Below are 13,873 nucleotides of genomic sequence, written 5' to 3' on the forward strand. Positions count from 1 at the left end.
CGGCAAGTCGGGGCAAGCCCGACACCTACGGAGGCACTTTCTAAAATATGGTATATTGCTATCATTGTATGCCGAAGGGACTTATTCTTTACGACGTGTGGGATAGCACGTATTTTCTCCGAACCGGCCGAAAGGAGCGGGACCATGGAACCGTTGTCTGTGAAGGATGATTCTTTGGAAAGAATATTTGATGTTCCGCCTGAGCATATTATTCAATCGAGCAGCGGTAAGGGCTGGAATGCGCTTGATATTGCTGAAGTCATCCATCCACACGATGATTTTTCCCTGCCCGCTATCCCTCGCCATGTCCTCGTCGTCAATCTTGGCTCCCCTTCTGAGGTCCGAGAACAGCATGTTGGGCGCCAGGGACTTCTCAAGACCGGCAACCTGGTCATCATGCCTGCGGGCGCGCCGACAAGCTGGCACCTGGAGCGAGAGGAGGAAGTACGTCATCTGCATCTCTACCTCTCTCCCACACTCATCCAGAATATCGCCGCTTCGGCGGATGTCAACCCCGATCGTGTAGAACTGATTGATACCATCGGTGTTTTCGATCCGCAGATTGAGTCTATCGCGCTCTCATTACTCGCGGAGCTGCGCTCAGATGGCCTGGGTGGCAAGCTCTATGTGGAGTCCCTGGCTACCATGCTTGGTATCCACCTCCTCAGGCATCACTCTTCGCTGCAATCGCCCTCGCTCGCAACATCTGCTCATCTGGCCAGAACGACACTCAGGCCCGCCATCAACTATATCGAAGAGCACCTGGCTGAGGAGCTCTCGCTGTCAGATATCGCGGCGGTTGTGCATCTGAGCCCCTACCACTTCGCCCGCCTCTTCAAGGAGTCTACTGGCCTGCCGCCCCACCGCTATGTCATCCAGCGGCGGATTGAGCGCGCGAAACTGCTAATGACCACCACAAACTGGTCTTTTACTACCATTGCCCACGCGGTCGGCTTCTCCAATGAAAGCCACCTGGCGCTACACTTCAAGCGCCTTACCGGCCTGGCTCCCCGCGCCTACCGTTAACCGCGCAAGAATATGTCGCTCCCCCGCAAGGATATAGGCGCCTGCCCCGCCTCCCTCATGTTACCCTGGTAGGTGTCGGGCTTGCCTCCAATACCTTTAATTTGCGAGCAAGCAACAAGAAAAGAGACGAGAGTACGTGCGGGGCTTGCCCCCGCTTCTGTCCTTCCCGCTCGGAAAAGCACCAGAAAAGCGGTTTCGCATCGATGATCCGCGGCCAGGCAAAGCGGGGGCAAGCCCCGCACGTACTGTGGTCGTTTCTCGTTTTGCATGGTTTTAAATTGAGCATATTGAGGCTGGCTCCGACTTGCTGGTGAACGGTCCGCATTCAAAGGAATGGATCATATGCTGTACACAACACAGGAGGCGCGATAAGGCATGTTAATAGAACAACAGACCGCGCCTGCCCCTTTAGAGAATAGGGGGCTGCATGTTCTTGGCTTGATCGCCATCTGTTTCGGCTTCTTTATGGTTATTCTCGATACCTCGGTCGTCAACGTGGCGCTCCCGGCTATGCAGCACGATCTACATGGATCCCTTGAGGGGTTGCAATGGGTGGTCAATGGCTATACCCTGACTTTTGCCAGCTTGCTGCTCAGCGCGGGCACGTTCGGGGACCGGCTCGGACATAAGCGCGCGTTCCTTATCGGATATGTATTGTTTACTGGCGCATCACTCCTCTGTAGTCTGGCTCCCTCGCTCAATATGTTGATCGCGGCGCGCGTGCTACAAGGTGTAGGACCCGCGCTGCTGGTTCCGAGTTCGCTCTCCTTGATCACCCATGGTTTTCAGAATCCTGCTCAGCGGGCCAGAGCCGTTGGCATCTGGGCTGGTAGCTCTGGCATCGGCCTGGCGGGAGGTCCAGTCATAGGTGGAATGCTGATTGGAGCGCTAGGGTGGCGCAGCATATTCCTGTTGAACGTGCCTCTCGGTCTGCTCGCTCTCATTCTTACCATGCGTTTCGTCAGCGAGAGGCCGCGTACGACAGTGCGCAAGCGTGACCTGTGGGGACAGCTATGCGTGATCGTCGCCCTTGGCACGCTGACTTACGCGCTCATCGAGGGCCGGAGCCAGGGATGGTTCTCTACGCAGATCACCAGTATGCTTCTGCTGTGCGTAGGCGCGACGGGCCTCTTCCTGATCATCGAAATGAGGCACAGTACGCCGATGCTCCCCTTGCGCCTCTTCTCATCGGCGGCCTTTAGCATGCCTATACTGATTGGAAGCGTTCTCAACTTCGGCCTGTATGGCGTTCTGTTTGTCCTTTCGCTGTTCTTTCAAGATATCTATCATTATCCGGCCGTGCTGGCAGGGATGGCGTTGCTGCCCATCACCGTTGCTACCGGGCTCACCGCCTTGCTCTCTGGCAGGATCACCGCGCGTCTGGGCACGCGCCGACCAATGATCGCGGGGCTGGCGGCGAGCTGCCTTGGCACGCTCCTGCTCCTGTGGGGCCAGACTGACAATGCCATCCTATTGCTGGCAGCAGGAGAGATCGCTATCGGCCTTGGCTGCGGCATGACGGTCCCCGCCATGACGACGGCCATCCTGAATGCGGTTCCCAGGAGCCAGGTCGGTATCGCTTCAGCGCTGTTGAACGCGAGCCGCCAGGTGGGCGGTGTGCTCGGTGTGGCGATCCTGGGCTCCTTGCTCGGCTCCTTGAATGAACCGAGCGCGTTTCTAGCTGGTATGCGTAGCGCGCTCCTGCTTGTCGCGCTCCTGTTCCTGCTGGGCAGCGTGCTAACCTCAACTACACTGCCTTTTAAGCGTAAATAATAGAGATTGACCTGTTATTCTCTGTTGGTTGATCATCAATTGAAAAGGAGTACAAGATGAAAAATCCTGTGTCGTATCGCACCGTACAGATCGATGGCCTGTCCATTTTCTATCGCGAGGCCGGGCCGCAAGACGCCCCGATCCTGCTTCTGCTGCATGGGCTGCCATCATCTTCGCGCATGTTTGAGCCGCTCTTGTCGCGCCTGGCTGATCGCTATCACCTGATTGCCCCCGACTATCCAGGCTTCGGCCATAGCGATTGGCCCGATCACAGGCAATTCGCCTACACCTTCGACAACATCACGACCGTGATGGAGCATTTTACGGAAGCGTTGGGCCTGGATAAATACACCCTCTACATGCAGGACTATGGCGGCCCCGTAGGTTTTCGCATGGCCCTTGCCCATCCCGAGCGCGTGCAGGCGCTGATCGTCCAGGATGCCGTGGCCCACGATACCGGCCTGGGTGAAAACTGGGCCACCCGCCGTGCTTTTTGGGCCGACCGGGCAGCGCATGAAGCGGCTCTGCGCACCAATCTTCTCTCGCTGGCAACCACGCGTACCCGGCACGTGGGGAACGATCCCCAGCCTGATCGCTACGATCCTGATCTATGGACCGATGAATTCCGCTTCCTGAACCAGCCGGGACAGGCCGACATCCAGAGCGATCTCTTTTACGATTACCAGTCGAACGTCGCCTCCTACCCAAAATGGCAGCAATGGATGCGTAAAACGCAGCCCCGCCTGCTCGTTATCTGGGGCAAGTACGAGCTCTCGTTTGACGCCTCTGAACCCGAATCATACCGTCGCGACGTACCCCAGGCCGAAGTCCACATCGTCGATGGTGGTCACTTCGCGCTCGACACGGCCGCCGACGAAATTGCCCAATTGGTTAACGGTTTCCTCGTCGCTTCGGGCCTCGCGCCCGCTTCTCCCTCTCCTAGCACATCAACGTCCCCCCGTTGATGTGGGTCTCGCTCCTAAGACGTTCAATTGAAGATCGTGCAAAACGAGAAAAGATCACAGTACGTGCGGGGCTTGCCCCCGCTTTTGTCCTTCCCGCTCGAACAAGCAACAAGAAACAGAAGTCCGCATGGATAAGCGGCGAGGAAGCAAAGCGGGGGCAAGCCCCGCACGTACTGTGATCTTTTTCGTTGTTGCTTGTCCTCAAGTTGAATGTATTGGGCCTTGCGCTCGAATTGCCTTGCCGTCCAAACGGGTTGGGAACTTTTTGAGACTCCAGACCGTCTCTTGTGGTAGATACAACTGAAGCAGGAGTTTTAGAGGAGATACGAAAAATGGTATCCAGATTACAACGTTCCTTTCAGCGCAGTGGCTGGAGCACGAGGAGATGGGTGGCAACCCTGCTCTTTTGTGTGCTGATTGTCGCGGCTCTGGCCGCGTGTGGCACCGATTCTACGACGGCGCAGGGCGCTCAGAGCCCAACGCCAACCCCGACGAAAACCTCGATGAAAACCCTCCCGGCGAGCAAGTGCGGTAGCATACAGACGAATCCACGTGGTCTTCCTGTGGATACGGCCAGGGCAAAACAGTCCGCCACGTGTTTCTGGCAGGCGTATCAGAAGTGCCGGCCAGCGATGCTCGAGTTCGACCAAACCTCCGTTGATACGCTAGCCATCCACACGTTCAATGTCCGCACCGGCGACCAGCATTGCTCCGTTACTGATGCCGTGCAGCACGCGGTTCTACCCGCCAAACCCTCTGGAAGCAAAACGTATACATGTACCGCCATTAGCTCAAAGCCGGATGGACTGCACTTCTCCGCATGCGGCGACGCCGGTGACATAACCGTACCAATGTAGGCCCATAGGGTAATTAAGCAGCTATAAAACGCCGGCAGGCGGGGTGGTTAGCCCCGCCTGCCGGCGTTTTGGGGACACCCATTGGCGTCAACGTAAGGGGTGCAAGGGGCAATACCTTCAACGTTAGAGCAAGCAACAAGAAAAGAGACGAGAGTACGTGCGGGGCTTGCCCCCGCTTTCCTTCCTCGCTGCTTATCCATGCAGGCTTCTGCTGATGAAGAACGTCTTTCTTGTTGCTTGTTCGAGCGGAAAGGACAAAAGCGGGGGCAAGCCCCGCACGTACTGGGGTCGTTTCTCGTTTTGCACAATCTTAAATTGAACGTCTTGGGTGCAGGGTTCGCCCACACCAAAGATCATTGATAGCTATAGAGCACGAAAAAAGGGACCGCCACCATTGGCGATCCCTTCGTACAATGTACAGACTATGTACAATCAGTAGGATTATTAGTATGACAGAACGCATCCACCAGTGTTGCTATTGAATGCATTGCTCCACAGCGACTGAACGGGGAAGGTGCCGGTGCTCAGGCTAACGTTGGCCGAAGCGCCCTGGCCAGAGCTGATCCAGGCACATTTGTCGCCGTTCTCACTGCCGCTGCTGTCCACCCAACCGGTGCTGGGATAGATATCGCTTTCGGTCTCAGCGAACTCATGACCACCAACGATGGTGATGCCGTCGGTCAGACCCGCGCTACCCGCGTTAACGAAGTTGGCGCCGCAGCTTGAACCCGCGTCCGTGATGTAGGGCATGTTGGTATAAGCAATGTTGCCGTAGCTCGAGCTTGTCGAACTATGCCAGGCGCAGTACTGGGTGCCGAATCCGCTGGCGCTATTGTGGGTCGCGGTATTGATCACATACTGAACCGTGGTATTCGAAGATGCACTCGTGTTGCCGAAGTGCGCCGCGGCCTTGACCGCCTCGCTGGCCAACTGTGACTGAGAGGGTCTGGAAGGCGCTGTAGACGAATTGTCGTACCAGACACCCGCCTCCACACCAGCGGGATTGGTGGCATGTGTGCCGGAAGAGCCGCAGGTAACCGTGCCAGTGGCAACACCCTGACAGTACTGGGTTACCGAGTTGTTCCACTTGGAACCACCGACGCCATTAAAGAACTTCTGCTGGATGGCCGCTTCGCCAGATGGATCATTATTGTTCCACTGTGATCCCCAATAGATCAGATACACTTTGTCCGCCCCGGTTTCGACACCGTAACCACCTGTACCACCATGATAGCTCAGGTTGCTTGTCGTCCCGGCGCAGTTGTGGCAGGAAGGCTTTACCTTCATGCTGTGGATGGAGTGAAGGACATCGCCTGCAGTTGCAGCGCTAGCGGAGCCGAAAGAGCTCATAAGGCCGCTCATTGCAGCGAATGCCAGGGCCAACGTCATCGCAACGATAAAATAGGATCGTTTCATTGTTGGTCTCTCCTCTTAGGAAAAATAAAGTTGAGCGAAGTTATATTTACTCCTACTGTTTGTAAATATATTTACAAGTATAAATATGATTATTGACTCACAATTTATGGCTTTTTCTTCTGAGTTGAATTTTTATAAAGACTCAGCAAAAGTATTCCCGACGCTCAGAAGTGAAAAAATAGGCGCCTCGCTGATTGCATTTGGAGTATCTTATACCAATAGTCTTCTCTAAGTCTTATGTAAATTATTATTGCGACCCTATCATGTATCGTATTTTCCATCTGCTCTATATGCGCTTGTTCGCTATCTTTCTCTCATAGGTGAATTGTTCCTCAATCAAAAAATGGCGAATCAACTGTATAGTGCATCAATTGGCAATGCCTGATTTTTAGAAGCTTCTATATCTATATAATGTTCAACATTGCAGTTGAATGTTAAGCATGCTTATGGTATTGTTGCTATGAGATTTTTAATGTATCTGCATGCTTCGATCTATTGAGTGCCGCAGGATACAAAGTATGAAGGAGGGTTAAACTTTGCGTAAATGCTTTTTTGCGTGTCTGATTATGGCCCTACTCGTTCTGCTCACTCCTACATCAATCTTTGCGCAGCCACATGTTGCCATGGCAGGCTCTGGTGTAGGGAACATTCCGCAGGGGACGCAGACCAACGCGACCTATGCCAGGAGCGTCACGAGACATAACGTGACCAATGTATTTGCGACTACCCAACAGACCAGCTGCTATACACCGGAGGTGCCATACGGGGTGAGCGATGGCCCTAACGATGGCTACAGCGGCGAAACGGCTTGCAACGGTGCCTCGACCACGGGGGAGGACCAGGGTCCCTATTCCACCCAGGCCGGTAGCAATCCAGGCTCCCCCGCTGCAACTTCTATGCTGGTCAAAGGTCACGCGGAATCCGATATGCGCGTCGACCCGACCAATCCCAGGCACCTGATTGGTTCTTCCAAGTGGTTCGTCAGCCCGGAGGGATACAACCATCTGCTGGGCTTCTATGAGTCGTTTGATGGCGGCACGACCTGGAGCGTCCAGGGGCACATCCCCGGCTATGAGGGTTGGACCGACAATACCGATCCGATTGGGGCCTTCGACGGTTTTGGCAACTACTATGCGTTCGTGCTGGGCTATCAGTTCTTCTATAATAATAAGGATGGCTCGCATAACTTTACTGTCGGGGGCAGCCAGGAGCCCAATCCGATCGTGCCTGCTGAAGTTGTCGGCGTTAGCATCCATCCACATGGCGCGACGCGTGCCACCAGCTGGACTACGACGCACAATGCTCATCCCGATTACATCGCGACCTATGATAGTGTGGGCGGGGAGCCGGATAAGCAGTGGATCACCATCGATACCAATAAGCTGCTGCCCAATGGTGCGCCAAACCCCAACTACAATATGATCTACGCCATGTGGACACTCTTCGATGGACATTCGAGCAAGCCGTATGTCTCGACCGCCAGGGCGTTGTCGGATGGGACCCATACCGATTGGTCCGCGCCACAGTTGCTGCCGACCGTCAGCAGTACGGCGAGCGATACTTATTTATTGCCACATGTGGACCCCGCCGGAGCCGTCTATACCACCGTGACCAATTTTCCTTCGCGGCACTCTTACTGTTGCGCGACTATTTCGGTCGATAAATCGACGGACGGTGGCAAGAGCTGGCAGGCGCCTCAGGTGGTTGTGCAGAACGTGCGGATTCCGCCGGCCAGCTATGCGAATACGACCTTTCGCGATGGGATCGAGGATACCTTTGCCGTCGGCAACCATCTGTCGGCGCAGGGCTCCTATCCGCTCTACGTGGCCTGGGAGGATTACAGCGCGGGAGTAGTCAATACCATCCTGTCGGCTTCCTACGATGGTGGCGTTACCTGGAGCGTGCCGATCCAGGTCAATGATAATGCGTCTCCGGTGGACGAGTTTCAGCCCAACCTGACGGTGGCAGCCGATGGGACCGTGAGCGTCGCCTTCTATGATCGTCGCCTCAGCTGTCCCACCGCAGGCACGCCGGAAGCCACTGGCGCGGGCCTCGCCCTTGATCAGAGCAATCCCAATTATAGCGGGAGTCTGCCGCCCTATGGCGCCAGCAACTATTGTATCAATGCCAGTGTGCAGTTCTACAATGCCGCCCTGTCGCCACTGGGGAACAATATCCGGCTGACTCAACATAGCTGGGACCCGCAATTGAACGCGCCGCATTCAGATAGCGCCTCCAGTCCCGCTACGTTCATCGGTGACTACTTCGGCAATACGACCAGCGGCACGACCAATATATCGAGCTTTGTCAGTACTTACGATGATGGTACCAATCCTGCTCACCGTCAGCAGCAGGTCGTTGCCACCATCGCCATCCCCTGAGTTCACCTCGCCCGACCTTCTGTCTTTGTCGCTGGCGACGCTAGCCCGTTCTAGCAGTCGCCAGCGGCTCAAATCCCTTGCACCACACGCTCCGACTGATGTTTTCGCAGGCACACTACCAGCCAAACCCAAACGGACCAGTGCCTATGCGGAATGATATTTGACGGCTGAGAACCTTCTGTGCTAATCTTTAAGCACTAAACATCTTTTCAAACAGTTAACAACAAGGATCGTGACGCAGCCATGATGAAACCACTTCACCTCTCCCTGACCTGCCTCATACACGTCCTTGCCCACTCTGTCGGTGTGTTCGCGCCGCATGCGGCGCGAATCGAGGAGTAAGCGGAGAGGCAAGCTCTCTCCATTGTTTCCCCTGTTGGGGCCTATCCCCCCTCTTTTTCGCACTGCACCCCCTCTTGAGACACGCTTGAATCGATCTCGCATCTCAACGCGGATGTCGCGTGTGAAAGGATTTTTATGTTTCCTCGCTTTTCCAAACGCCTGCCCTCCTGGCCAGGGGCTGGCACTGCTCATCAATCGCAACTACACTCTGCTCTGGCTTGGTGGTACGATCTCGCAGATTGGCGATGTGCTGTTCACGATGATGCTCATCTTATGGGTCGGTACGCTGCTGCAGAACCAGAGTGTGGCTCCCCTTGCTGTCAGCGGCGTGGTGCTGGCTGCCGCGCTCCCGGCCCTCCTGATCGGCCCATTCGCTGGCGTGTTTGTGGACCGCTGGCCCAAACAACGGACAATGCGCATCATGGATGCGCTCCGGGCCGTGCTGGTGTGCTCCCTTTTGCCGATCAGTGGACCGCTCCCGCTGCCACTGGCCGTCAAGCTCACCATCATTTATCTCGTTGTGGCAGTCGTCAGTGCTCTGAGTCAGTTCTTCACTCCGGCGGCCAGGGCGATCCTCAAAGAAGTGGTCCCAGAAGAGCAGTTTACCCGCGCTTCGGCGCTGACCGTCGGGGCCGGCGTGTTCAGCTGGGCCATCGGGTCTACCTGTGCCGGCATCTGCTACGTCTCCCTGGGAGCCGGGTGGGCGGTTGCCTTGAATGCGGCCTCGTATGTCTGCTCCTGGGTGTTGGTCGGGCGCATGCGCGTAGCTGCGGCAGAAAGTCGCGCGTCAGCCCAACCCACATCACTGCGGCGCGTCTTGACGGAACTGCGCGAGGGATTGCGCTTCATCGGGGGCCATCTCCAGCTCCGCACTCTTCTGCTTACCGAGAGCCTGTTTTCCTTTGGATGGGGCATTGTGAGCGTCCTGGCCTTCTTCTACATCACCCAGAATATCCATGTGCCCATGAGCCTGTTTGGCCTCTTCAGCGCTGTGCCAGCCATTGGGGGCATCCTGGGGACCTTGCTCGTTGATCGTGCGGCGGCCAAAAGAGGAGCGACCAGCGTCTATGCTCGCGCTCTCCTCTTTGCTGGGGTGATGGTCGTTGCCTCAACCATACCAAATCAGGCGATCATCGACCTGGTGGGTTTCACGCTCATTGGCATCGCCACGATGCAGGCCGAGGTGCTGGTTGGACCCCTGGTCCTCCTTGCTACGCCGGAGCAGATGGTGGGCCGCGTGTTCTCTACCCTGGGAACCGTCACGACCCTGAGTTCATTCCTCGCCACGTTCCTCAGCGGGTATGTGAGCAGTACACTGCTGCAAGGGGTCGTCATCCATCTGCCCACAGACGAACTGAACGCGATTAACCTGCTGCATATCGGGGCTGGAGTTCTCATCTTTGTGGGGGGACTGCACGCCTCTCGCCAGTTCAAAAAACTTCAATAGTTTAACCACATGGACGGGAAGGCGGGCCAGCATCCAGGCACATTGTGAAGCATATCGCGCTCGATTTTGCGACAGTATGCTGCAAAATCACAAGCGGTTAATACGGAGGATGCGCCCGCTCACCTTGACATGGGCCGGAATTTGTTTATACTTAAAAAAAAGACCATTCGGTCTGATATTTTTGGTCTATAAAAAAGACCATTCGGTCTTTTTCTGCCATAGTCGTATTGATTGAAGAGAACAGGCACTGTTTGCATATAAGGAGCCACCCTATGTCACAAACCTTCTCGCTGCTCTGCGCCGAGAATGCCGTCCCGCGCAAGAGGACATTGGAGACCGCAACGGCAACGCTCTTCTTACAGGATTTCTGTACCGCGCCTTTCGTGGAGTCGCTCAGGCCGGACGCCGGTCTGCGCGCCTTTACGCATCGTCCAGAGCTCGAACACCAGCTGCTGGGGAAGATCAGCCAGCGCGCGGATAGCATCCTGACCCTGGCCTATACCAGGCAGGGGGTAATCGTCGGGCAGGTGACGCTGACGCCGGCGGACGACTATTGGCAGGGATTGGCTAACACCTATGAGATCGCTATAGAGGTGAGTGCTGGCTGGCGCAAGCTGGGCATTGCGCTGCAATTGCTCAAGCTGGTCTTTGAACTGCATTGCCTGGATGAGCTGATCATCCTCGGCATGGGGTTCAGCTGGCACTGGGATACCGATAGTCTCGGGCTGACGCGCTTCGCCTACCGGGCCGTGATCGAGCGGCTCTTCGCGCGCTACGGCTTCGCCGAATATCTCACCGCCGAACAGAATATCCGCATGGACCCGGCCAACATCTTCCTGGCGCGCATCGGTCGCCACGTCGCCGCCGCCAACCTGAGTCAGTTCTACAATCGACTCCTGCACACCGACACCCTGCTTGGCATGTAATGCCCCGCTGTTGATCGGGCCCTGAACCTGCCTATCATTTGACATTTTCCGTCCTGCTCTGCTACAGTGCTTTCAGACCGGGCAGTCTGAAACAAGGAGGCTTATATGGGTAAAGGTGAACAGACGCGAGCGATGATTCTGGCGCAGGTCGCTCCTCTCTTCAATCAGCAGGGGTACTCTGGTTCGTCCCTCTCCGACATCATGCGGCAGACGGGTCTGGAGAAGGGCGGCATCTACAATCATTTCAAGAGCAAGGAGCAGCTCGCCCTGCAGGCGTTTGACTATTCCTACGCCCTCCTCGATCAGCGCATCCGCGCGGTGCTGGCGGACAAGAAGCACGCGCTTGAGCGTCTCTATGCCCTGCTCAGCTATTTCCAGGACCTGGCGGACGACCCGCCCGTCCCCGGTGGCTGCCCCATCCTCAATACTGCCATCGAGTCGGACGACGCCGAACCGGCTCTGCGCGATCGCGCGCGCGCCGCCATGGACCAGCTACGCTCCACCTTTCGACGCATCATCTCCAAGGGCATCGAGCGCGAAGAGCTTCGCCCCGGCATCGATGTCGAGACCTGGACCAGCGCGATGATCGCCGCCCTTGAGGGCGCGGTCATGCTGAGCCGGCTCTACCAGGACACGTCACACATGAGCCGCACCGTCGCCTATCTGCGCCACTGTATCGAACGCGACCTAACCTGAAAACTCATCATTATTCTTGCTCGTTCAGTAGGATGGGGAGGGCGTAGCGATGCGATCCCGAAAGCAGATTCTTCATTTTGATGACATCAATCATAGCCATGAAGCCATGGGTTTCAGTGGACGCACAGATCTGCCTGATTTTCATATATACACCCTTGAGGAGACCTATCCCTCGACACGGAAAGTGATGCCCCCCTATACCCTGCGTTTTTATTGCCTGCTGCTCCTTGAGGAGAACTCGCAGGATGCGGTGATTGAACTGAACACCAGGCGTATGGAGGGACCCAGTAACACTATTTCTTTTCAGGCGCCGGGCCATGTATCGGCCTGGGTACGAGGAGAGGCGCAGCAGGGTTTTCTTCTCTACTTCCAGCCTGAATTTCTGAGCCGCCATGTGATTTCACCTATGGAAGAGTTCCCTTTCTTTCGCCCTACTGAGAGTAGCATGCTCCCTCTCACAGGCACGGAGAAAATAGCACTTCGAGATCATTTTTTGCGCCTGGAGCGCACTTTTAAGAACAGCCTGCATCCATATCGTGTCCCCATGTTGCAGGCTATGCTGCTGGCACTCTTGTTTGACTGCAAGGGCTTGTATGAAGACTACTGTGCGCGGCAGCCGTCTTCATCCCGCTCTCCTTCGCTATCAACACAGTTTCTGCGGTTGCTTGAGCAGCACTACCTCACCCGGCGTACCGTGCAGGCGTATGCGGACCTGTTGCATGTGACGCCAAATCACCTTAGCCATGCTATCTCTAACGAGATGGGGCGAAACGCATATGATCTGATCGTGGATCGCCTGCTCCTGGAGGCGAAGAAATTGTTATCTTATACCGACCTGAGCGTTGGTGAGGTGGCGAACTATCTGGGCTTTGAGGAGCCGACGCATTTTACGCGCCTCTTCAAACGTAAGCTCGCACTCACGCCACTTGAGTACCGTCATCAGGCTACGCGAGAGCGTGCATAGGAACGGGCTGCCGTAGAAATTGGTCATTCTTGCCTACCTTTGGGTTGCTGTGTCGCCCCGCACTTTATGTATACTTCCCTCTATATGCAGGAATTCTTTCAGAGAACGGTTCACACACAGAGGACCTGTGCGGAATTTTCCTCTGCCTATGTTAATGAGCAGCGACAGGAAGGGAAAGAAAGAACGATGGATGATAAGAAACAAACCGGTTCGCAGATTGTGTTGGTGACGGGCGCCAGTCATGGTATCGGTCTGGAGGTGTGTCGCCAGCTGGCGGGGACAGGCGTGACGGTGATCCTCACCGCCCGTGATATCGCGAAGGCCAGCGCCGCAGCCCGACCTCTGATTGAAGAGGGCCAGGATGTGCGGCCCTATGCCCTCGATGTCGCACAGGATGAGAGTGTACGCGCCCTGGCCAACGTCCTGGAGCAAGCATTCGGACGACTGGATGTGCTTGTCAACAATGCCGCCGCCTATGTCGATTGGACAGAGAAGGCGACAACTGCTGACCTGCAGGCCGCCCACGTGGTTTTAGAGACGAACCTGTTCGGGGCATGGCGTACCACGCAGATATTGTTGCCCCTTATCCGCGAGAGCCAGCATGGCAGGATCGTCAATGTATCGAGTGGAGCAGGGTCTCATGGAGATCAGCAATTTGGCCTGACAACCAATCGTGGATCGGTGGCGAGCTATGGTATCTCCAAGGCTGCGCTGAACGCGCTCACCTCAAAGTTCGCGGCGGAACTGGAGGGTACGGGTATCCTTGTCAATGCGGTCTGTCCTGGCCTGACCGCGACCGCACCGGGTATGGAGGCAATGGGTGCTGCTCCGGTTGAGAAGGGGGCATCAAGCGTCGTGTGGGCGGTGCAACTGCCCGACAACGGTCCAACCGGTGGCTTCTTCCGCTATGGGAATCCCTTGCCCTGGTAACGGTCATGCGCGAGGAGGCCGATGCACAGGGGAGACAATTCTTCAACTCGTAGGTGCAGAGCCACTCGCGCCAATCCACTCAACAACAGGAATCCTCTAATAGAACCTCTTCAGACGGCGTTCCCCATGGCATACGCTCAATGCTATCCA

Annotated in this window: 11 protein-coding genes; 10 read left to right on the forward strand and 1 reads right to left on the reverse strand. The window is 56.0% G+C overall.

Features of this window, described 5'->3' with window-relative positions; genetic code table 11:
- Positions 1 to 144 precede the first annotated feature (144 nt).
- The 4 genes from AABA21_RS34725 to AABA21_RS34740 all read left to right on the forward strand — a co-directional run bounded on the left by AABA21_RS34725 (position 145) and on the right by AABA21_RS34740 (position 4,621).
- Positions 145 to 1,026, forward strand: coding sequence for a helix-turn-helix domain-containing protein (locus tag AABA21_RS34725; RefSeq protein WP_338257309.1), 882 nt, complete (start codon positions 145 to 147; stop codon positions 1,024 to 1,026).
- Between the two features lie 375 nt (positions 1,027 to 1,401).
- Positions 1,402 to 2,799 carry an MFS transporter gene (locus tag AABA21_RS34730; RefSeq protein WP_338257310.1) on the forward strand — a complete coding sequence of 466 codons (1,398 nt, stop codon included), beginning with the start codon at positions 1,402 to 1,404 and terminating at the stop codon, positions 2,797 to 2,799.
- Between the two features lie 56 nt (positions 2,800 to 2,855).
- Positions 2,856 to 3,764 carry an alpha/beta fold hydrolase gene (locus tag AABA21_RS34735; RefSeq protein WP_338257312.1) on the forward strand — a complete coding sequence of 303 codons (909 nt, stop codon included), beginning with the start codon at positions 2,856 to 2,858 and terminating at the stop codon, positions 3,762 to 3,764.
- 332 nt (positions 3,765 to 4,096) lie between these two features.
- Complete coding sequence (locus tag AABA21_RS34740) at positions 4,097 to 4,621, forward strand: hypothetical protein (RefSeq protein WP_338257313.1); 525 nt, start codon at positions 4,097 to 4,099, stop codon at positions 4,619 to 4,621.
- 444 nt (positions 4,622 to 5,065) lie between these two features.
- On the opposite strand, the gene AABA21_RS34745 is transcribed toward AABA21_RS34740, so the two are convergent.
- Complete coding sequence (locus tag AABA21_RS34745) at positions 5,066 to 6,037, reverse strand: hypothetical protein (RefSeq protein WP_338257315.1); 972 nt, start codon at positions 6,035 to 6,037, stop codon at positions 5,066 to 5,068.
- 536 nt (positions 6,038 to 6,573) lie between these two features.
- Between AABA21_RS34745 and AABA21_RS34750 the strand changes: the two genes are divergently transcribed.
- The 6 genes from AABA21_RS34750 to AABA21_RS34775 all read left to right on the forward strand — a co-directional run bounded on the left by AABA21_RS34750 (position 6,574) and on the right by AABA21_RS34775 (position 13,723).
- The gene (locus AABA21_RS34750; protein ID WP_338257316.1) at positions 6,574 to 8,418 is read left to right on the forward strand and encodes a sialidase family protein; all 1,845 of its coding nucleotides are present in this window, start codon (positions 6,574 to 6,576) and stop codon (positions 8,416 to 8,418) included.
- Between the two features lie 463 nt (positions 8,419 to 8,881).
- On the forward strand, positions 8,882 to 10,207 hold the full coding sequence (locus tag AABA21_RS34755; RefSeq protein WP_338257317.1) for an MFS transporter: 1,326 nt from the start codon (positions 8,882 to 8,884) through the stop codon (positions 10,205 to 10,207).
- Positions 10,208 to 10,479: 272 nt separating this feature from the next.
- Positions 10,480 to 11,133: a hypothetical protein gene (locus tag AABA21_RS34760; protein WP_338257319.1), complete on the forward strand. Its 654-nt coding sequence runs from the start codon at positions 10,480 to 10,482 to the stop codon at positions 11,131 to 11,133.
- A 105-nt stretch (positions 11,134 to 11,238) separates the two neighbouring features.
- The gene (locus tag AABA21_RS34765; RefSeq protein WP_338257320.1) at positions 11,239 to 11,829 is read left to right on the forward strand and encodes a TetR family transcriptional regulator C-terminal domain-containing protein; all 591 of its coding nucleotides are present in this window, start codon (positions 11,239 to 11,241) and stop codon (positions 11,827 to 11,829) included.
- 49 nt (positions 11,830 to 11,878) lie between these two features.
- Positions 11,879 to 12,793 carry a helix-turn-helix domain-containing protein gene (locus AABA21_RS34770; RefSeq protein ID WP_338257321.1) on the forward strand — a complete coding sequence of 305 codons (915 nt, stop codon included), beginning with the start codon at positions 11,879 to 11,881 and terminating at the stop codon, positions 12,791 to 12,793.
- 186 nt (positions 12,794 to 12,979) lie between these two features.
- Positions 12,980 to 13,723, forward strand: coding sequence for an SDR family NAD(P)-dependent oxidoreductase (locus AABA21_RS34775; RefSeq protein ID WP_338257323.1), 744 nt, complete (start codon positions 12,980 to 12,982; stop codon positions 13,721 to 13,723).
- The last annotated feature ends 150 nt before the right edge of the window (positions 13,724 to 13,873 follow it).

The sequence above is a fragment of the Dictyobacter halimunensis genome, from assembly GCF_036245075.1.

Coding starts and splice junctions, on each gene's coding strand:
- AABA21_RS34725 (WP_338257309.1), top strand. CDS start 145: ATGGAACCGTTGTCTGTGAAGGATGATTCTTTGGAAAGAATATTTGAT.
- AABA21_RS34730 (WP_338257310.1), top strand. CDS start 1,402: ATGTTAATAGAACAACAGACCGCGCCTGCCCCTTTAGAGAATAGGGGG.
- AABA21_RS34735 (WP_338257312.1), top strand. CDS start 2,856: ATGAAAAATCCTGTGTCGTATCGCACCGTACAGATCGATGGCCTGTCC.
- AABA21_RS34740 (WP_338257313.1), top strand. CDS start 4,097: ATGGTATCCAGATTACAACGTTCCTTTCAGCGCAGTGGCTGGAGCACG.
- AABA21_RS34745 (WP_338257315.1), bottom strand. CDS start 6,037: ATGAAACGATCCTATTTTATCGTTGCGATGACGTTGGCCCTGGCATTC.
- AABA21_RS34760 (WP_338257319.1), top strand. CDS start 10,480: ATGTCACAAACCTTCTCGCTGCTCTGCGCCGAGAATGCCGTCCCGCGC.
- AABA21_RS34765 (WP_338257320.1), top strand. CDS start 11,239: ATGGGTAAAGGTGAACAGACGCGAGCGATGATTCTGGCGCAGGTCGCT.
- AABA21_RS34770 (WP_338257321.1), top strand. CDS start 11,879: ATGCGATCCCGAAAGCAGATTCTTCATTTTGATGACATCAATCATAGC.
- AABA21_RS34775 (WP_338257323.1), top strand. CDS start 12,980: ATGGATGATAAGAAACAAACCGGTTCGCAGATTGTGTTGGTGACGGGC.